The organism is Hydrocarboniphaga sp. (genome assembly GCF_028291725.1).
Taxonomy (GTDB): Bacteria; Pseudomonadota; Gammaproteobacteria; order Nevskiales; family Nevskiaceae; genus Hydrocarboniphaga.
In genome coordinates this window covers 1-17,895 of sequence record NZ_JAQGNT010000051.1, presented here as the reverse complement: position 1 = coordinate 17,895, position 17,895 = coordinate 1, and the positions used below count along the sequence as shown (strand labels likewise).

The following is a 17,895-nucleotide window of genomic DNA, read 5'->3' as shown; positions in this document are numbered from 1 at the left end:
GCAATGACCTGTTCGCGGTTATTGGACATCGAGCTGGGTCAGCAGACCGCGCGCCGCTTTGACGCATCGGCCGAGGCGCTCGTACGGACCCACGCCGGCCTCCGCCAGCGCCAGCTGCGGAACTTCGAGGCTGACCACCAGCTGACGCGGCAGCGCGGCGAGAATGTCGCGCAGCGGCAGTTCGCCGGTGCCTGGCACCATTCGCGCGCCCATCGCCTCTTCCATGTAGCTGGAGTGCTTTGACACCAGCGGCACATCGCACAGCTGCACATAACCGATCATCGCCGGAGCTAGCGCCGCGAGGTCGGCCGCTCCCGAGCCCGAACGGCACAGGTGCATCGTATCGATCAGCAGCCGGAAATCCGGCCGCCCGACGTGGCGCACCGCCGCCACTGCGGTGGCAAGGTCGCCCACGGTCATTCCCGGGCCGAATTCCATCGTCGTTTCGACGTCGCAGGCTGCCGCCATCTCGGCCAGCACCGCGAGCTGGTCGAAGCTGCGCGCGCGATCCGGATCGATGGCGACGGCATTGATGCGCCTGACCCCCAGCTCGCACATCAGCGCCAGGTCGGCCGCGCGCTCGCGCACATCCATGTTCGGACGGATCGAGAAGCCTTCGCCCAGCGAAATCGACACGCCGCGGTCGCGCATCACGGCGATCATCTCCTGCCTCAGCGCGCGATCCTCACGCAGTGACCACGCCGGATAAGCGTGCGGGTTGTAGCCCGGCACCGTCGTCAGGCCGGTGGAGATGTGGTGGCAGCCCAGATCCGCTGCGAGATTGACGTACTGCACCGGCGGCAGACTGAATACGCTGAGAAATTCGATACCGACTCTGTCCATTAGACGAGGCTCCGATTCCATTAACGTGAATCTCGCGCAGCGAGTCCAATGCCCCGTTGATGCGGCGCCGGATCAGGTCTTGGCAGAGGCTGGCTTCATCGCCTTGGCCATCGCCATCAACGCATCCCGGCGTGGCATCGACAGCAGATGGGCGAAACTCGCCCGGTAGTGCTCGCTCGGGATGTACGTCGGGCCATTGTCGAAGTTGTCTAGCGCGAGGCTGGCCACATCGTCCGGCGACATCACGTTGCGCAGCGTCGAGGGATCGATGCCCTGATTGCGCGCAGCCTCGGTATCGGTCGCGCCGGGGCACAGCGTCAGCACGCTGATACCCTCCGGTGTCAGCTCGCCCCAGAGCCCCTCGCCGAGGCTGTTCATGAATCCCTTGGTCGCCGCATAAACCGTGGAGTAAGGGCCGCCGAGAAAGCCTTCGACCGAACTCGTGAAGAGGATGCCGCCCCGGCCTCGTTGACGCAGCCGCGGAACGAAGCCGCGAGCCAGCAGCATTGGCGTGTTGCAGTTCACCATCAGCACCTCGGCCATCGCCTTGGGATCGGCGCTATCGTAGTGGCCCTTGAAACCATAGCCGGCGTTGCTCACCAGCAGGCCTATATCCAGAGAGGCCGTGGCATTCACAATCTGCTGCGCCGCGGCAGCATCCGAAAGATCGGCCTCCAGCACGGTGAGCTTGACGCCGTACTGCGGCTCCAGACGCGCGGCCAGCTCATGCAGCCGCTGCGCCCGGCGTGCCACCACGACCACGTCCAGTCCCTTGGCGGCCAGCACTTCGGCGAATGACCGGCCGATACCGGAGGAAGCGCCCGTGACCAGTGCCACGGGACCATACCGATCTGCGAATTCGTTGTTGCTCATTGGATGTTCAACTCTGTAGTTACCGATCGGCTTTGCCCGAGCAGTTCAATGCCACCTGGTGAATAGGCCCCGTTGGCTCCGACTCGCAGCACTGCCGCAAAACGAGTCATTGAGCTTCGCTCAGGAGTGGTGACTATGCAAAGCGCAGATGACGTCGATTGCGGGACGCAATTGCGAAACGAGGTCCTGAGCGTTTCCGACAGGCCTCGGCGAAGCTGGAATCGGCTAGACAGGACTGCGTATAGGCCATCGCGGCTGCGAGCTTGGGGTCTCGCGTCGTCGGCAGGTGCAGCGAGGTTTCGGCCTGCAGCCACTCGCGGCACAGGTAGGCCAGGGTCTCGAAGTACGAGCGTCCCATCGGCAATTCGGGCGCGTAGATCGGCCAGCGCATCGCCGTCTGCAGCATTTCGCGCATGAAGCTGGTGGCACGCAGGATGCGAATGCGGCCGCCGTCATCCTCGACCATGTCGGGCATGAAGAACACCGAACCCGACCGCACCCAGTGGATGTGCGTGCGATGCGACAGGCCCGCCGGAATCCAGGCCATCAGCTGCGGCGCCAGCAGGTAGCGCGCCGCCGGGCTCTCCACCTCCAGGCGGCCCTCGAAGGCATAGATCAGCTGGTGCAGATCGTGGTGGTGCCAACCGGTGTCGACCGACATCTCGCTGCTCTGATACGCGCCCGCTCGCGTGCTGCTGTCCGCCGCGCGCAGGCGGTGGAGCGGCGATACCGGCAAGGCATGGCCGCCAGGAGGGTGATTTTGGCCGTCGGAAGCGCGCATGCCGAACAGGCTAGCGCCATGCTGGCCTGCAGGAAAAGGAGAACACCATGCGAGATCACGAAGCGCAGAAGACCGCTGTTCTGGATCAGTTCGAGCGCCAGGCTCCGCTCTATGCCCAGCTCGTCCGCGGAGCCGCGCGCGACCAGCGCCTGCTGCGCCTGATCGCAGCCCTGCAACCGCAGCCCGGTGACCGCGTGCTCGACGTCGCCTGCGGCCCGGGCAAGATCACGCTGGCGCTGGCGCCGCTCGTGGCCGAGACCGTCGGCATCGACCTGACGCCGAACATGATTGCCGAGGCGCAACGCCAGCAGGCAGCAAGCGGCGTGCGCAACGCCCACTTCCAGATCGGCGACGCGCTGCCGCTGCCGTTCGACAGCGGCCGCTTCACGCTGGTGGTGACGAGCGCGAGCCTGCATCACGTGGCCGATCCCGCCGCGGTCGTGCGTGAGATGGCGCGCGTCTGCGCACCGGGCGGACGCGTGGCCGTGACCGACATGGCGCCGGCAGCCGACAAGGCCGAGGCCTTCAATGCCAGCGAGCGTCTGCGCGATCCGTCGCATGTGCGCGCACTGACGCTGGACCAGCTGCGCGCGCTGGGCACCCAAGCCGGACTGAGCGAGCACGTGGTCGAGCGCTACGTCTCCACCACGCCGCTGGAGCCGGTACTCGCGGGCTCTTTCCCGAACCCGGAAGACTGGCCGCGCCTGCGTGCGCTGTACCAGGCCGACGCCGACAGCGGTGACGATCGCCTTGGGCTCGCCGCGCGCACCGAGCAGGGCGCCATCGTGGTGAGTTACCCGATGGCGCTGCTGGTCTGGGAGCGTTAGCGTCGTGTCGCCGTGATAACGAAACATTCACAAGCTGCCGTCATGGCCTCGAAACATGTGAACCCCGGATCGAGGCTTGATTGGCTGCTTGCCTGTACTTTCTTTCGATGGCGGGGGATGCGCTGTTGCGATCCAGGCTTGCGGGCTTGTTATTCTGTGCATAGCGCGGCGGGTCGCGCTATCTGCGGTATGGGCCGCCATCATTCCTAAAGCGCTGCGAAACCGGGAGTCCACGTGCATGAGTGAGGGCTCCAGCAATCGCATTATCGACCTGATCAACTTCTTCGCGGCGCATCCGACCGAGTCCTTCTCGCTGTCCGAGGTTCTCGATCACCTGCCGATCAGCACAGGCTCGACGCATCGCGCGCTGAAGTCGCTGACGGAGGCCGGATATCTCAGCCGCCACGCCAAGCACAAGACCTATTCGCTGGGACTGACGCTCGTCGCCGTCGGCCAGGCCGCGCTGGAACGGCACCCGGCCGTGCAGCTGGCACGCGGGGAGATGGCGCGGTTGACCGCAGAGCTGGGCTTGCAGTGCGTGGCCACGGTGGTATTCGACGAGGAGCTGATCTCGGTGGCCAAGACCGGCTCTACGCCGGCCGACCAGGGCATCCGCCATGTGGGAGAGCGCCGCCCTTTCATTCCGCCGCTGGGGCTTGGCCATGTCGCCTGGGCCGAGCCGGCCAGCATCGAAGCCTACCTTGCACGCGGAACCGGCACCGGCGCGCGCGGAGAGGAGATGCGCGTTTACCTGCGCAGCGCGCTGGAGACGATCCGCCTGCGCGGCTTCGCTGTGGCGGCCGACGGCCCCGCGGTGAAATCCGTGTGGCAGATGATCTGGGATCACGCCGCCAAGTTTCACGACGCGCATTATTGGGCACAGATGCGCCGCTTGCTGGGCGATCTGTCGAAGGACGAGTTCCAGTTGCTGACGCTGGACCGCGACGCATCGCTGCGGCTGGCCTACATCTCGGCGCCGGTGTTCTCGGCTGGCGGTGAGGTGGTGCTGTCGATGTCCATGTCGGGTTTTGCCGGCAATTTCGACGGCGGCGAGGCCTTGCAGCTGGCGGAGCGTCTATGCACGGCTGCGGCGCATGTGACCGGGGAGACGCACGGGCGCAGACCGCGGGTAGGGGCTTGGAGCTAAGTTGGGTTGGGGGTAGGTTGGGGTGAGCGCAGCGAACCCCAACGATCACCGCCCGATCAGGGCCAACGCCGCGCCGATGTTGGGGTTCGCTGCGCTCACCCCAACCTACACGCTGTGTTCGCGCGTTCGCTGGAACGACGACGGATTGGCCATCACCAACCGCTCGCTTTTCCAACTCTGGAAACCGAATTCCGGTATCGCCGCGTTATAGTCCGGCGCATACCGCGTCGCCCATCCATCGATACCGATGGCCAGGGCGACCTGCAAGGCCCCAGGAGAAAACCGCGATGAAAGTTCAACCCGCCGCGTTTTTGCGCACCACCCTGCCCATGGACCTGTCACCGGCGCGGCTCGCCGACCTCGACAGCGGCCGCTATCACTCGATCTGGCTGCCCGATCACATGGTCAGCTTCTGGCCGGACTCGATCTGGACGCCGGAGTTCACCGATCTGGCAACGGCTTCGCCTTCACCGCATCGCCATCTCGACGGCATGGCGGTGGCCGCCGCCGCAGCGGTACTCACCAAGAACGTTCCACTGGCCACCAGTGTTGTCGATACGGTGCGGCGGCATCCGGCCCTGCTCGCACAGAGCGCGCTGACTATCGATCATCTCGCCAAGGGCCGCTTCATCCTGGGCCTGGGCAGTGGCGAGACCGAAAACACCGTGCCCTACGGCTTCGACTTTTCCAAGCCTGTGGGCCGCTTCGAAGAAGCGCTGAAAGTCATTCGCCTGCTGTGGGACAGCGATGGCCCGGTGGACTTCGAAGGCCAGGTCTTCAAGCTGCATCACGCGCGCATGGATACCGAGCCGTATCAGGGCAAGTTCCCGCGCATCTGGGTCGGTGCCAGCGGCCCGCGCATGCTCGAGATTGCCGGCCGTTACGCGGATGGCTGGTGGCCGGCTGGTGCCTGGACACCCGAGGACTTCTCCGCCAAGTTGCAGGCGGTGCGCAACTCCGCCGAGCGCGCAGGGCGCGATCCTGCCGCGATCGTGCCGGCCTACATCCAGATCTGCTTTCTCGGAGACGACGCGGAGCTGGCGAAGATCCTCGACACGCCGCTGGTCAAGTCGCTGATCATGCAGTTCCCGGCCGGGCTTCTGAAGACGCATGGTTTCGAGCATCCGCTCGGGGAGAACTGGCGCGGCTATCAGGACATCGAGCCCGGCGTGCTGCCGCGCGAACGCATCCTGGACATGCTCAGCAGAACACGGCCTGAAATGCTGCTCGCGATCACACCGCACGGCACGCCCAAACAAGTCGCACGCATCATCAAGGGCTACGTCGACGCCGGGCTGCGTGTGCCGAAAATCATGGACTACGGCGGCATGGCCGGCCTGTCGTATGCCGCGAGTTCCGCACAGAAGGTGCGCGAAGCCGAGGATGAGCTGATGCGTCTGTGTGGAGACATCGCGTGAGCCAGAGCAAGATTCTCGACACGGCGGCACTGCTCGCAACGGCCGAGGCCGAGGCCGGCCTGTCCGACTACGGCGACGACGCCAGCTTCAAGACCCGCTTCGGCAAAGCCGTCGATCATCTGAACAGCCTCGGCATGGACGAAACCGGCCAGCGCGCCGGGGCCGCCGCCTGCCACTGGCTGCTCGTTTCGCGCCTGCAGCTGTTCGGAGATCGCAAGCGTTATCCGATCAGCCAGGAGAAGATCGTCAAGCCGCTGTTCGCGACCGGCCAGCCGCGCTCGGGGACCACGCTGCTGCACGCGCTGATGTCGGTCGATCCAAATGCGCGCTCGTTGCGCTTCTGGGAGGTCATGTATCCCTCGCCGCCACCGGGCCTGTCCGCCGACGACGATCCACGCCAGGCAAAGGCCGATGCGGACTGGCGCGATATCAACACCAAGATTCCGAAATGGCTGGTCAGCCACCCGTACAACGACATGCTCGGTGACGGCCTGCCCGAAGACGAGCGCACCTGGGCGCTCGACTTCCGCATGATGACACCGACTGCCTGGTGGCGCGTGCCGATGGGCATGAAGATCGGCGGTCTGCCGCTGGACCCGCGCGCGCAGTACCAGATTCACAAGATGATGCTGCAGCAGTTCCAGTACGCAAGGCCTAAGAAATACTGGGTGCTGAAGGGCTTCCACGGCGGGCGCCTGGAGGCGATGTTCGACACCTATCCGGACGCCAACATGATCTGGACGCATCGCGACCCGGTACAGGTGATCGCCTCGCGCATCATGATGGCGGCGGAGCTGGCAGAGGGCATGGTCGGCCACGTCGATCTGAAAGAGCAGGCTGCGATGCAGCTGGCCGACGCCCGTGCCGGCATGGCCGCGATGATGAGCGCGACGATGCTCCACGACCCGCGCATCCACCACGTGCGCTATACCGACTTCACCGCCGACCCGGTCGGCACGATCCGGCGCTTCTACGAGCGCAGCGGCGTGGCCTGGACCGATGACGCTGAGGCCGCGATGCGCCATTACCTCAAGAACAACCGCGGTGATCGCTACGGCAAGTTCAGCTATTCGGCAGACCTCATCGGCGTGGACATCGACGAGTTGCATCGTGAGTTCGCGCCGTTCCGCGAGCGCTTCGGGATCGAGATCGAGAAGCGCCACTAGCGTATCGTTTCGCGCATAAACGGAGCACTGCATGCACGAGCGAATATCGGCTGGTCAGACCTGCTTTCCCGACGCGGGCCTGGCGCAGTTGGCCGGCTACTGGCGCGAACTGGCGCCGCGGCGGGTCAGCTTCGTCAGCCCTACATTGCTGACGGAACCGCTATCGGCGGTACAACAGGTTCTGAGCAGCGGCGGCTATCGCGTGGAGACCATTACGCATGTGTTCATGCCGGGCCAACATCTGTCGCCTGAGGAGACGAGCTGGCAACAGCCGCGTGCACAGCTCACGCAGCTGATCGAGATCGCGCGGCAGATCGACGCACGCTCTATCTACCTGCTCACCGGCGGGCACGGCTCGTTGACCTGGGAGCAGGCGGCCGCAGCCTTCTGCGGCGCCGTCGCACCCTGCGCCGCGCAGGCGAAAGCCGCGGGCGTGTCGCTGCTGATCGAACCCGCGTCCGTGCTGCACGCCGATCTGCATATCGTCCACTCGCTGCGCGATACGCTCGCACTGGCCGAGATGGCGGACCTGGGCGTCTGCATCGATTTTTTCGCCTGCTGGACTGAGGCCGGCCTGCGCGAAACGATGATGCGCGCGATTCCGCGCTGCGACATCATCCAGGTCAGCGACTACGTCTATGGTGATCGCGCGCTGCCTTCGCGCGCGGTTCCGGGCGACGGCGTGATTCCGCTGTGGCGCCTGCTCGAATGGGTGCTGGCGGCCGGTTATGCGGGCGCCTTCGATCTGGAACTGCTGGGACCGCGAATCGACCATGAAGGGCGCGTACCGGCGGTTGCGCGTGCAGCCGGGGAACTCGGCAGGATGCTGCGATCGCTGGGCGCATGAAGATCAACATGGGAGCAGATCGATGAGTTTCGGAGCCAGCCCCGACGACGCCGCGCTGCGCAGCGCCTGGCAGCAGTTCTGCTCGCAGTTGCAGCAGGCCGGCGAGCGCGTGTTCAAGGATGAAAACCCGGCGACACCGCTGCATCGCGCGGACGCCTTCCGCTTCCTGACGCAGAATCTCGGCCAGGCCTTCGATCTGGCGCTGGAAACCAAGGATACGAAGTATCCCGCACTGCATGCCTTCTGCGCACCGAACCGCAAGCTCGGCGGCGACGCCGCGGACTTCGTGTATCTGCAAGCCTGGATCGACGGCGAATCGGTCTACAAGATCAGCGGCAACAAGGGCACCGCGCGCTTTCTGAATTTCACCGTGCAAGGACCGCGGCCTTCGATGCAGCCGGGCACCGACATCCCAAGCCTGCACGAGCCTTTCGGCGACATTCCCGAAGCCAATCTGTTCGGCCATCAGTTGCAGGCCGACGCAGACGGCAGCTTTGAGCTTTACATCGGCGGACCGCAGCGCGGGCCCAACTGGCTGCCAACCACGCCGGGATCGCGCAAGCTGTTTCTGCGCCAGGGCTTCGATCGCTGGGACGAGTTGCCGGCGCAGATGCGCATCGAGCGCATCGACATGGAGGAGCCGCGACCACTGCCGACACCGCAGACGATGATCGCCGCGATGAACTGGGCCGGGCACTTTGTCACCGGCTTGATGAACGACTGGCCGGATCATCCCTACCGATACGGCGCTCCGGTGGTCGATCCGGTGAACGTCAACCGGTTTCCAGGCACGGCCGGCGTCGATGGCGCCGACGTCAGGCGCGGCCGCTCCATCGCGCACCTGTGCTGGCAACTCGCGGCCGATGAAGCGCTGATCGTCGAGTTCGAAAGCCACGAGGGCTTCTGGATGGTCTCGAACAATGGCGTGTTCTTCAACAGCATGGACTACCTGTATCGCCCCGTGAGCTACACGCCGAGCCGCAGCACGGTCGACAGCGACGGCAAGATCCGGCTGATCCTCAGCCACGACGACTGCGGCTATCACAACTGGCTGGACACGCAGGGCTTCATGCGCGGCAACCTGACTTATCGCTGCCTGCTGAGCCAGGCATCGACCGTGTTCCGCACGCGTCTGGTCAAGCGCGCTGCGCTCGCCGAGGCACTGCCCGCAGACAGCGTCAAAGTGTCGCGGCAAGAAAGAGCGGCGCAGCTGCACGCGCGGTTCAACTCGATCCGTTGGCGTTACAGCCTTTGATGTAAGGGTGTGACTAGCCCGTGTAGGGCGGGAGCATCCCGCCTTGCGCGCCTCTGCACCACGCGGAAGGCGGGATGCTCCCGCCCTACGTTCTGCATCACTACGCATCGTGCTCGATGACCACCTTGCCGAAAGCCTCGCCGCTGTCGAGACGGCGATACGCTGCCGGCGCGTCATCGAAACCAAAGCGGCTGTCGATGAGGGGCCGCAGCTGCGCAGTCCCGATAAATCGCAGCAGGTTCTCGGTGTCGGTGCGGCTGCCGACCTGTACGGCGCGCACCGTAAGATCGTTCAGCAGAATCGGCATCAGGCTGCCGCCGGGATCGGTGAAGCCGGTGATGAGCCCGACGATGGCGATGCGCGCATGCCAGGCCGCGGCCGTCAGCGACTGCACATAGGTGCCACCGCCGCCGTTCTCGACCACCACGTCCACACCGTTGCCGCCACTCAGCGCACGCACCTGCTGCGGCCAGTCCGCGTTCCGATAGTTGACCACGCCGTCTGCGCCGAGCTGCCTGAGGCGTTCGCCGCGCTCGTCGCTCGAAGTAGTCACGATCACGCGCGCACCGGCCGCCCTGGCCAACTGCAAGGCGAACAGCGACACGCCGCCGCTGCCGAGCGTCAGCACGGTCTCGCCGGGCTGCAGCGCGCACTTCGTGAACAGCGCCGACCAGGCCGTGACCGCCGCGCAGGGCAGCGTCGCGGCTTCGGCGTAGCTCAGATGCGCCGGGAAGCGCAGCACGCCGGTTTCAGGTAGCACCGCATATTCGCGCAGCAGGCCGTCGACATCGCTGCCCAGCGTCGTCCCGGTGTTTTCGCGCTGCAAGGCGCCGGCGAGCCAGCGCTGGAAGAAGGTGCCGATCACACGCTCGCCAACACCGATGCTGAGCACACCCTCGCCCACCTCGACGACCTCGCCCGCACCGTCGCAGAGCGGCACGACCTTGCTCTGGCCGTTGCGCGGCAATGCCCCGCGGGCCGCCATCAGGTCACGCTGGTTGATCGAGTTGGCGCGCAGGCGCACCAGCACTTCACCGGGTCCGGGCCGTGGCATGGGCCGCGATTCCAGCTGCAGTCCATCCAGTGAGCCGAAGCTGTGCCAGCTCCAGGCTTTCATCATCGCTGCGCTCATAGTGCTCCGATCCGGCTGACGATCCGCGGGCCGCGAGACTGCCACGGCCTGCCGTGCTGTTGCAAAGCGGCATCATGGCCGGTGCGTACCGGATGCCGAGCGCTGTCAATCGGCGGCAAAGTCACTGGACGCGGCCGTGCCAGAAAGACACTCTAGCGGCCTCGGCTATTCAACATACTCGGCTATCCAACATATCTGTCGATTCATACAATTCGCGCACTTTCACCTGTACCGGCCCTCGCGGAGCGCTTCCATGGGTAGCAACATCGATGCAAAGCTGTTTCGTCAGGCCCTGGGCGCCTTCACCACGGGCGTCACCATCGTCACCACGGTCGACGAGGCGGGCAACGATGTCGGCGTGACCGCCAACAGCTTCAACTCGGTTTCGCTGGACCCGCCGATGGTGCTGTGGAGCATCGGCAGATCTTCAACCAACATCAACACTTTCATCGCCGCGCGCCATTTCGCCGTTCACGTTCTTGCGAGCGATCAGGACACTCTGGCCAGCCAATTCTCCAAGCGCGGTGTCGATCGTTTCGCCGGCCTGCAACTGGAACGCGGCCCCGGCGGCATCCCGCTGCTGGACGGCTGCACTGCGCGCTTTCAATGCCGCATGGCCTTCCAGTACGAAGGCGGCGATCACCTGATCCTGGTCGGCGAAGTGCTGGAGTTCGACCATTACGAACGCGAGCCGCTGGTGTTCAAGGGCGGACGCTACGCATTCGCAATGCCGAAGTCGAACGTGCCTTCGGCGATCACGGCCGACCCGGGCGCAGCCCCCGGCGCTTTCGCGCCCGACTTCCTGATCTATCAGCTGGGCCGCGCCTACCATCAGATCTTTATGCGGCTGCAACCTGAACTGGACCGGCACGGACTGGGCGTTCCCGAATATTTCGCGCTGAGCATGCTGGGGGTTCGGGACGGCCGCTCGCTGTCGCAACTCGACAGCCTGGTGTCCTACACCGGCACGCGTATCAACGCCGACTGCGGGCACCGGCTCGCGACGCTTGGCCTGGTTCAGGCCAGTGCCGAAACCGACGCGAAGCTTGCGCTCACACCGGAAGGGCAATGCGCCGTCATCAAATTGCTGGCCGCGGCCAAGGCGGCGAGCGAGGATGCCGAAAATGGATTCGACACCAGCGAAACCCACCTGCTGAGGCAGTTCCTGAACCGCGTCATTGACGCGACCGATCCGGGGCTTCCGTCGCCCTGGTCATCCTGAGAAGGCTCTTGGGGCAGGCGGTTCACCGGTCGTCGGAATCAAGCAGAGCAACGAGCACCCCGTCGCACCTTACGAAGCGGATTGCTTCGTCATCCGCAACGCGATAGCTGTTGCGCACCGCACCGGCGGCGTCCAGCCGGCTGAAGTGCACCGCGTATTCATTGCGACGCTGCTCGCGGAAAAACAGACGCAGATAGTTGCCGATGTCCGGGTAGGCCAGCTCAGCCCACGGCAGCTCCGCTTCGCTGAAGTAGCGGACGTCTTCGCATTCGGAGCCGATGACGATGCTCTGCTGCTGCGCCAACGAAATGCGCAAGCCGACGTAGATCTCGCCGATATCCGGAAGACTCGACAGCGTATGCAAGCGCAGCTCGCTGACATCGAGGCGTATGCCCGTTTCCTCCAAGGTTTCGCGGACAGCGGCCTCCCCCAGAGTTTCCTTGCATTCAATGAATCCACCCGGCAGGACCCAGCGTCCTTTCGCGGGAGGCTGCGCTCGCCGGCACAGCAGGACCTGCCCCTCCACCGAGACGAGCGCGGTGACGAGCACCTGCGGGTTGCAATACGCGACGATGCCGCAGCTTGAGCAGGCCAGCCGGATTCGGCTATCGGCGGGGATCAAGCGCTCGACCAGCGGCGCGCCGCAGGCACTGCAGAAGCGCGGTGCCGGTTTCACGCTGTCAGCCGTCCGAGCATCGGTTGGAAAGCGCCGCGCGGTGCAGGGTGAACGCCGTGTTCACAGCCCCTGGATGATCAACGCGCGATAGTCAGCGCCCTTTTTTCGGTGAACGGAGGCCGCCTGGTAGCCGGGGGAGTTGTACCAGGCTTTTGCGTCTTCCACGGTCGGGAACTGCAGCAGCACGACGCCGTCCGGTGCCGCACCTTCCAGCGCGTCGATAGCCCCGTAGACCGCCAGAGCGCTCAACTTCGGATCGGGAGGATTGCTATGGTTCATTTGCCCGTATGTCGCCATTTCTGCCGCGTCGCGGACTGGATTTTCGCGAATGAACAGAATGTAAGCCGCCATGGTCCTTGCTCCGTTTGAGTAAACCGTTCCGTGCGTGACTAGGGTTTGCCGAAGCAGTGCGTCGCGACGGCCTGAGCCTGTCCGCCGCGCCCGCCGAGTTCCGACAGCAGGGCCTTGATGCGATAAGTCCACAGGTGCAGCGGATGTTCGAGCGTCATGCCCATCGCGCCGAGCATCTGGTGCATCTCGTAGGCCATCCGCGTGCCGCTGTCCTGCGCGTGCAGCGCGGCCAGCGCGGCGTCGCCGTCGTTGCCGCTGAAAGCCGCCTTGCGTGCGAGCAGGCGCACGCCGCCGGCGAGCACCGCACACTCGGCCATGCGGTGGCGCAGCGCCTGGAAAGTGCCGAGCGGGCGGCCGAACTGCTTGCGTATCGAAAGATGTTCGACGGTGGAATCAATCGCGGCCTGTATCAGGCCCGCCGCTTCCGCGGCCAGCGCGACGCGCATCCACTTGCGCACATTCGCGGCGTCAGCCGCGGACAGCTTGGTCAGCGCCGGGCTACCGACAAGCCGGCCCATCGGGTACGCATACAGCGACTCAACCGCCTCGACATCCCCCGGCGACGGCCGCGCGAGGCTGATGCGCTCGCCATCGATCACGATCAGGGTTTTGGCGGTGGCGACGAAGCGGCCAGGCCGGCCGCTTTCGACCACGGCGACGGGCCGCGGCCATTCGCCGGGCAGCTGCGGACGCACCAGCATCGACAGCGCCGCCTCGGCCGCGAAGGCCGAGCGCGCGAGGCGCTCGACTGCCAGCGCAGCCGTCAGCGGCCCAAACTCGGGGATCAGCGCGATATCGAAGTATTCTCCTTCCGTCAGCTGGTGTTCGAGTGCTGCACCGGACAAGGCGAATCCGTGGAAGTCGGTGGGCTTGGCGTCGAACTGCTGCGCGATGCGATCGATCGCGTCGGTCAGCGCGGTCTGGTCGGACGTGAGCGTGAAGTCCATCAGCGCGGCTCCCTCGGCAGCTTGAGCAATTCGGTGGCGATGAGATTCAGCTGGATTTCGGCAGCGCCCGAAGCGATGCCGGCGACGATGGCGCGCTGGTGATGCGCCTGCAGCATCGGCTCGCCGCCAGCCAGCGCCTCGGGGCAATGCTCGACGACAAACTCGCCGACCAGGCGCTCGGCGCTGACGGTGGCGACGCGCGCGGCGCTGGCCTCCGGCCCGGTGGCGATGCCGCGTACGCGCTGGTCGATGATGTTGTAGCTGTACAGCCGCGCCGATTCGCAGGCGGCGTGCGCCCTGGCGGACTGCTCGATGGCGCCGCCGCCGTAGCGGCCGGCCTTCTTCAAGCGATCGACCGCGCGATGTAGCATCAGCGAGGCCAGAGCGAAGCGCGGAATGCCGACACGCTCCAGCGACAGAGCGGTGCGCGTGATTTCCCAGGCCTGGCCTTCGGCGCCGAGCATCGCGGTTCCCGGCACCTCGACTTCATCGAAGAACACTTCGTGGATGTCGCCTTCACCGATCACGCTCGGAATCTGGCGAACGGTGATGCCCGGCGTTTCCATGGGAATGAGGAAGATCGAGATGCCGTTCTTGCCGGGCGAGGTGCGCGCCAGCAAAAAACAGGTGTCGGCGTAGCCGGCGTACGAGGTCCAGATCTTCTGGCCGTTGATGCGGTAGTTCGAGCCATGCCTGTCGGCGCGCGTGCGCAGCGAGGCCAGGTCGGAGCCGGCCTCGGGCTCGGAGAAGCCCTGGCACCAAATCGTCGCGCCGCCCGCCATCGGTGGGATGTAACGCTGCTGCTGCTCCTCACTGCCGAAGCGCATCAGCGTCGGCCCGATCCAGTTGACGTTCATGTACTGGCCGCCGCGGGGTTCGCCGGCCATCCACATTTCCTCGGCGAGGATGAAGGCGGTCCAGGCGTCGGCGTCGCGTCCGCCCCAGCGTGCGGGCCAGTGCGGCACCAGCAGGCCGGCTTCGGCCAGCTTGCGGCAGAACACGTCCGCAAACTCGCTCTGCACTTCCGACGCAGGACCGTGCGCGACGGTCTCCCAGTTCGGCGGAAGATGCTCGGCAAGAAAGCTCCGCACCGTCGCGCGAAAGCTCAGTTGCTCTGGAGTCCAATCAAATTCCATCAGGGTCGTCCACGGTCTGGAGTGGTTGCGGTGCACAAGAGACGGCGGAACACGGCAATGTTCGCCAGCCGTCTCCTCAGTCGTCAATCAGCACAAGGTGCGTGCGCGCTGCCTCCGGGTTATAAAGTTCGCCGGGATATTCGCACGGCCTGCGGATATCCTGACCAGCATAAGGGCACGCGACGCGGGAATTGTACTGAGGCGCAGCGGTGAATGGCGCAGCCACGATCGACGAGCCAACTATTTGACCTGGAGGCGATGATGTCAACACCGTTGTACAAATTGCTGCTTTTCATCAAGCGCCGCCCGGGCATGTCGACCGAGGCATTCCGCGACTACTACGAGAACGTGCATAGCAAGCTCGCCCTGAAGTACGACACCGGCCAGCTGAAGCGCTACATCCGCCGCTACGTGGAGCCCCTGGGCGGGGATCTGGACCGTCAAGCCGAGGCCCTGGATTTCGACGTCGTCACCGAGCTCTGGTACGAAGACAAGGCAGCTTTCGACACGGTGGCGAAGTTCGCGGCGCGCGGCAAACTGCCGCCCGACGTCATTGCCGACGAAGAGCGCGTGTTCGATCGCACGAAGATTCGCTACATCACCGTCGTCGAGCATGAGACCGTGCTCGCGGGCGGGATCGTTTAGCCTCTCGCCCAACCAACACCCACAATCGCAGCGCCCCATGGCCTCTACCGATCCGACATCCCCGCCCGTCTACAGCACCCTGCTGCTCACCCGCCAGGGCCGCCGGCTGACCATCACGCTCAACCGTCCCGAGCTGCTCAACGCCTGCAACTTCGACATGCACGAGGAGCTGGCCGAGGTATTCGTGTTCGCGGCCAGGGACCCACATTCCGATGTCGTCGTACTGACCGGAGCCGGCCGGGCTTTCTCCGCGGGCGGAGATCTGCAGCACATCACGCGCAACGCGGCCAACCCCGAGCTGTTCGACCAGGAAGCGCGCTGCGCCAAACGCATCGTGTTCTCGATGCTGGACCTGGACAAGCCGCTGATCTGCCGGCTCAACGGCCACGCCGTCGGCCTGGGCGCGACGCTGGCGCTGCTGTGCGACGTGATCTTCGCTGCGGACAGGGCCAAGATCGGCGACCCGCACGTCAATATCGGCCTGGTCGCAGGCGACGGCGGCGCGGCGATCTGGGCACAGCGCATCGGCCTCGGCCGCGCCAAGGAATACCTGATGACCGGCGACCTGCTCACGGCCCAAAAGGCCGAGGAGATCGGGCTGGTCAATCACTGCCTGCCGGCCGCCGAACTCGATGCCGCGGTGGATGCGCACTGCGAGCGCCTGCTGAAAGGCTCGACCAACGCGATCCGCTGGACCAAGGTGCTGCTCAACCTGGAACTCAAGCGCATCGCCCACGCGGTGCTGGATGCCGGCGTGGCCTACGAGTCGCTCAGTGTCCGCTCGGCCGACCATCGCGACGCGGTCAAGGCCCTGGTCGACAAGCAGGCGGCGTCGGCGTCTTCGAGCAGGGACCAGAACGGATAGGCAACATTGGTGTTTCTTATATCGATGCCAGATTAACTCATTGGCTTATGCGGAACGGATGCGGCTTAATATGGTGTTCCTACAGCGCCATAAGACCGCCATGAATTCGTCTGCCTCTCCCGTTGCCACCCTTGGACATTACATCGCTGGCGCTGTGCGCCAGGCGGGGGACGCGCGCACCAGCGACGTCTTCAATCCGGCAACGGGTGCCGTCACCGGCAAAGTCACGCTGGCCACGCAGGCGGATGTCGATGCCGGCGTAGCGGCGGCTGCGAAGGCCTTCCCGGCCTGGTCGGCGACGGCGCCGCTGCGCCGAGCGCGCATCCTGATGCGCTTCCGCGAACTGCTCGAAACCAACCGCGACGAGTTGGCCAGGCTGATCACTCAGGAACATGGCAAGGTGCTGTCGGATGCCGCCGGCGAAGTCACGCGCGGCATCGAGATCGTCGAATTCGCGATGGGCGCTCCGCACCTGTTGGCGGGCTCGCACAGCGACAACATCGGCGGCGGCATCGACAACTGGAACCTGCGCCAGCCGCTGGGCGTGGTCGCCGGCATCACGCCGTTCAACTTCCCGGTGATGGTGCCGATGTGGATGTTCCCGATGGCCCTGGCCTGCGGCAACACCTTCGTACTCAAGCCGTCCGAGCGCGATCCCTCGCCTTCGCTGCTGGTCGCCGAACTGCTGAAGAAGGCCGGTCTCCCCGACGGCGTATTCAACGTGCTGCAGGGCGACAAGCTGGCTGTCGACGGGCTGCTCGCGCATCCGGACGTGCAGGCGCTGTCCTTCGTCGGCTCGACACCAATCGCCGAATACATCTATTCCGAAGGTACGCGCCGCGGCAAGCGCGTGCAGGCGCTGGGCGGCGCCAAGAATCACATGGTGATCATGCCCGACGCCGATATCGACCAGGCTGTCGACGCACTGATCGGTGCCGCCTACGGCTCGGCGGGTGAACGCTGCATGGCAATCTCGGTGGCCGTGGTCGTCGGCGACATCGCTGACAGCCTGGTGGAGAAAGTCGCGGCCAAGGCGAAGAAGCTGATCATCCGCAACGGTACCGATCCGGCCGCGGAAATGGGCCCGGTGGTGACAGCGATCCACAAGGCCAGGATCGAAGGCTACATCGAAGCCGGCGTGAAGCAGGGCGCCAGGCTCGTCGTCGACGGCCGCGGAATGAGCGTTCCCGGCTGCGAGAAGGGCTTCTTCATAGGCGGCACGCTGTTCGACAAGGTCACGCCGGAAATGACCATCTACAAGGAAGAAATATTCGGACCGGTGCTGAGCGTGGTGCGCGTGCCGGACTTTGCCAGCGCGTTGGAACTGATCAATGCGCACGAGTTCGGCAACGGCGTCGCCTGCTTCACGCGCGACGGCCAAACGGCCCGCGAGTTCTCGCGCCGCGTGCAGGTCGGCATGGTCGGCATCAACGTGCCGATCCCGGTGCCGATGGCCTGGCACTCTTTCGGCGGCTGGAAGCGCAGCCTGTTCGGCGACACCCACGCCTACGGTATGGAAGGCGTGCGCTTCTACACGCGCTATAAAAGCATCATGCAGCGCTGGCCCGACAGCACGTCGAAGGGTCCGGAGTTCATGATGCCGACGGCGCAGTAAGGAAGCTCGCAGGGCGGGTCTCGACCCCAATGGCACTACCTTAAGCATTGCGGTCCCTTCTCCCGCTTGCGTTCGATGCTGCCCCGAAGGGGCGGATGAGGGGCTGTTCGGCGGGAAGAAGCCCCTCACCCGGCGCTCCGCGCCACCCT

Annotated in this window: 18 protein-coding genes; 10 read left to right on the top strand and 8 right to left on the bottom strand. The window is 65.3% G+C overall.

Going from position 1 to position 17,895, the window contains the following annotated elements:
• Window positions 1-18: 18 nt before the first annotated feature.
• The 3 genes from JWQ90_RS14255 to JWQ90_RS14245 form a co-directional block, all read right to left on the bottom strand.
• The gene (locus JWQ90_RS14255; RefSeq protein ID WP_299695360.1) at window positions 19-843 is read right to left on the bottom strand and encodes a TIM barrel protein; all 825 of its coding nucleotides are present in this window, start codon (window positions 841-843) and stop codon (window positions 19-21) included.
• A gap of 72 nt (window positions 844-915) precedes the next feature.
• Window positions 916-1,716, bottom strand: a complete 801-nt coding sequence (locus JWQ90_RS14250) for an SDR family NAD(P)-dependent oxidoreductase (RefSeq protein WP_299695357.1) — start codon at window positions 1,714-1,716, stop codon at window positions 916-918.
• A 133-nt stretch (window positions 1,717-1,849) separates the two neighbouring features.
• The gene (locus JWQ90_RS14245) at window positions 1,850-2,497 is read right to left on the bottom strand and encodes a hypothetical protein (RefSeq protein ID WP_299695354.1); all 648 of its coding nucleotides are present in this window, start codon (window positions 2,495-2,497) and stop codon (window positions 1,850-1,852) included.
• A gap of 47 nt (window positions 2,498-2,544) precedes the next feature.
• Between JWQ90_RS14245 and JWQ90_RS14240 the strand changes: the two genes are divergently transcribed.
• From JWQ90_RS14240 to JWQ90_RS14215, 6 genes are all read left to right on the top strand, one after another.
• Entirely contained in the window at window positions 2,545-3,324 is a 780-nt protein-coding gene (locus JWQ90_RS14240) for a methyltransferase domain-containing protein (RefSeq protein ID WP_299695351.1), read from the top strand.
• 238 nt (window positions 3,325-3,562) lie between these two features.
• Window positions 3,563-4,471, top strand: a complete 909-nt coding sequence (locus tag JWQ90_RS14235) for a helix-turn-helix domain-containing protein (RefSeq protein WP_299695348.1) — start codon at window positions 3,563-3,565, stop codon at window positions 4,469-4,471.
• Between the two features lie 287 nt (window positions 4,472-4,758).
• Entirely contained in the window at window positions 4,759-5,889 is a 1,131-nt protein-coding gene (locus tag JWQ90_RS14230) for an LLM class flavin-dependent oxidoreductase (RefSeq protein WP_299695345.1), read from the top strand.
• Window positions 5,886-7,055: a sulfotransferase gene (locus JWQ90_RS14225; protein ID WP_299695342.1), complete on the top strand. Its 1,170-nt coding sequence runs from the start codon at window positions 5,886-5,888 to the stop codon at window positions 7,053-7,055. The genes JWQ90_RS14230 and JWQ90_RS14225 overlap by 4 nt, the downstream gene beginning before the upstream one ends.
• 31 nt (window positions 7,056-7,086) lie before the next feature.
• A complete protein-coding gene (locus JWQ90_RS14220) occupies window positions 7,087-7,902 on the top strand; it encodes a TIM barrel protein (protein WP_299695339.1) in 816 nt (271 codons plus the stop codon).
• A 22-nt stretch (window positions 7,903-7,924) separates the two neighbouring features.
• Window positions 7,925-9,157, top strand: a complete 1,233-nt coding sequence (locus JWQ90_RS14215) for a DUF1214 domain-containing protein (protein ID WP_299695336.1) — start codon at window positions 7,925-7,927, stop codon at window positions 9,155-9,157.
• A gap of 100 nt (window positions 9,158-9,257) precedes the next feature.
• On the opposite strand, the gene JWQ90_RS14210 is transcribed toward JWQ90_RS14215, so the two are convergent.
• On the bottom strand, window positions 9,258-10,289 hold the full coding sequence (locus JWQ90_RS14210) for an NAD(P)-dependent alcohol dehydrogenase (RefSeq protein ID WP_299695333.1): 1,032 nt from the start codon (window positions 10,287-10,289) through the stop codon (window positions 9,258-9,260).
• 253 nt (window positions 10,290-10,542) lie between these two features.
• Here JWQ90_RS14210 and JWQ90_RS14205 point away from each other — a divergent pair, with 253 nt between their 5' ends.
• The gene (locus JWQ90_RS14205; RefSeq protein ID WP_299695330.1) at window positions 10,543-11,511 is read left to right on the top strand and encodes a flavin reductase family protein; all 969 of its coding nucleotides are present in this window, start codon (window positions 10,543-10,545) and stop codon (window positions 11,509-11,511) included.
• 22 nt (window positions 11,512-11,533) lie between these two features.
• Here the strand turns inward: JWQ90_RS14205 and JWQ90_RS14200 are convergent, their stop codons facing one another.
• Genes JWQ90_RS14200 through JWQ90_RS14185 form a run of 4 tightly spaced genes read right to left on the bottom strand, consistent with a single transcriptional unit; the run spans window position 11,534 to window position 14,621 of the window.
• Window positions 11,534-12,187, bottom strand: coding sequence for an NUDIX hydrolase (locus tag JWQ90_RS14200; RefSeq protein WP_299695327.1), 654 nt, complete (start codon window positions 12,185-12,187; stop codon window positions 11,534-11,536).
• 60 nt (window positions 12,188-12,247) lie between these two features.
• A complete protein-coding gene (locus JWQ90_RS14195) occupies window positions 12,248-12,538 on the bottom strand; it encodes a DUF1330 domain-containing protein (protein WP_299695324.1) in 291 nt (96 codons plus the stop codon).
• Window positions 12,539-12,576: 38 nt separating this feature from the next.
• Complete coding sequence (locus JWQ90_RS14190) at window positions 12,577-13,485, bottom strand: acyl-CoA dehydrogenase family protein (protein ID WP_299695321.1); 909 nt, start codon at window positions 13,483-13,485, stop codon at window positions 12,577-12,579.
• Window positions 13,485-14,621: an acyl-CoA dehydrogenase family protein gene (locus tag JWQ90_RS14185; protein WP_299695318.1), complete on the bottom strand. Its 1,137-nt coding sequence runs from the start codon at window positions 14,619-14,621 to the stop codon at window positions 13,485-13,487. Before JWQ90_RS14185 ends, JWQ90_RS14190 begins: the two co-directional genes overlap by 1 nt.
• A gap of 261 nt (window positions 14,622-14,882) precedes the next feature.
• Between JWQ90_RS14185 and JWQ90_RS14180 the strand changes: the two genes are divergently transcribed.
• From JWQ90_RS14180 to JWQ90_RS14170, 3 genes are all read left to right on the top strand, one after another.
• Window positions 14,883-15,266 carry an EthD domain-containing protein gene (locus tag JWQ90_RS14180; protein ID WP_299695315.1) on the top strand — a complete coding sequence of 128 codons (384 nt, stop codon included), beginning with the start codon at window positions 14,883-14,885 and terminating at the stop codon, window positions 15,264-15,266.
• Between the two features lie 37 nt (window positions 15,267-15,303).
• Window positions 15,304-16,131: an enoyl-CoA hydratase/isomerase family protein gene (locus JWQ90_RS14175; protein ID WP_299695312.1), complete on the top strand. Its 828-nt coding sequence runs from the start codon at window positions 15,304-15,306 to the stop codon at window positions 16,129-16,131.
• A gap of 100 nt (window positions 16,132-16,231) precedes the next feature.
• A complete protein-coding gene (locus JWQ90_RS14170; RefSeq protein WP_299695309.1) occupies window positions 16,232-17,746 on the top strand; it encodes a CoA-acylating methylmalonate-semialdehyde dehydrogenase in 1,515 nt (504 codons plus the stop codon).
• Window positions 17,747-17,895: the final 149 nt, after the last annotated feature.

What these genes read in the sequence shown, in the direction of transcription:
- JWQ90_RS14255 (WP_299695360.1), bottom strand. Translation starts at nt 843, where the DNA reads ATGGACAGAGTCGGTATCGAATTTCTCAGCGTATTCAGTCTGCCGCCG.
- JWQ90_RS14250 (WP_299695357.1), bottom strand. Translation starts at nt 1,716, where the DNA reads ATGAGCAACAACGAATTCGCAGATCGGTATGGTCCCGTGGCACTGGTC.
- JWQ90_RS14245 (WP_299695354.1), bottom strand. Translation starts at nt 2,497, where the DNA reads ATGCGCGCTTCCGACGGCCAAAATCACCCTCCTGGCGGCCATGCCTTG.
- JWQ90_RS14240 (WP_299695351.1), top strand. Translation starts at nt 2,545, where the DNA reads ATGCGAGATCACGAAGCGCAGAAGACCGCTGTTCTGGATCAGTTCGAG.
- JWQ90_RS14235 (WP_299695348.1), top strand. Translation starts at nt 3,563, where the DNA reads ATGAGTGAGGGCTCCAGCAATCGCATTATCGACCTGATCAACTTCTTC.
- JWQ90_RS14230 (WP_299695345.1), top strand. Translation starts at nt 4,759, where the DNA reads ATGAAAGTTCAACCCGCCGCGTTTTTGCGCACCACCCTGCCCATGGAC.
- JWQ90_RS14220 (WP_299695339.1), top strand. Translation starts at nt 7,087, where the DNA reads ATGCACGAGCGAATATCGGCTGGTCAGACCTGCTTTCCCGACGCGGGC.
- JWQ90_RS14215 (WP_299695336.1), top strand. Translation starts at nt 7,925, where the DNA reads ATGAGTTTCGGAGCCAGCCCCGACGACGCCGCGCTGCGCAGCGCCTGG.
- JWQ90_RS14210 (WP_299695333.1), bottom strand. Translation starts at nt 10,289, where the DNA reads ATGAGCGCAGCGATGATGAAAGCCTGGAGCTGGCACAGCTTCGGCTCA.
- JWQ90_RS14205 (WP_299695330.1), top strand. Translation starts at nt 10,543, where the DNA reads ATGGGTAGCAACATCGATGCAAAGCTGTTTCGTCAGGCCCTGGGCGCC.
- JWQ90_RS14195 (WP_299695324.1), bottom strand. Translation starts at nt 12,538, where the DNA reads ATGGCGGCTTACATTCTGTTCATTCGCGAAAATCCAGTCCGCGACGCG.
- JWQ90_RS14190 (WP_299695321.1), bottom strand. Translation starts at nt 13,485, where the DNA reads ATGGACTTCACGCTCACGTCCGACCAGACCGCGCTGACCGACGCGATC.
- JWQ90_RS14185 (WP_299695318.1), bottom strand. Translation starts at nt 14,621, where the DNA reads ATGGAATTTGATTGGACTCCAGAGCAACTGAGCTTTCGCGCGACGGTG.
- JWQ90_RS14180 (WP_299695315.1), top strand. Translation starts at nt 14,883, where the DNA reads ATGTCAACACCGTTGTACAAATTGCTGCTTTTCATCAAGCGCCGCCCG.
- JWQ90_RS14175 (WP_299695312.1), top strand. Translation starts at nt 15,304, where the DNA reads ATGGCCTCTACCGATCCGACATCCCCGCCCGTCTACAGCACCCTGCTG.
- JWQ90_RS14170 (WP_299695309.1), top strand. Translation starts at nt 16,232, where the DNA reads ATGAATTCGTCTGCCTCTCCCGTTGCCACCCTTGGACATTACATCGCT.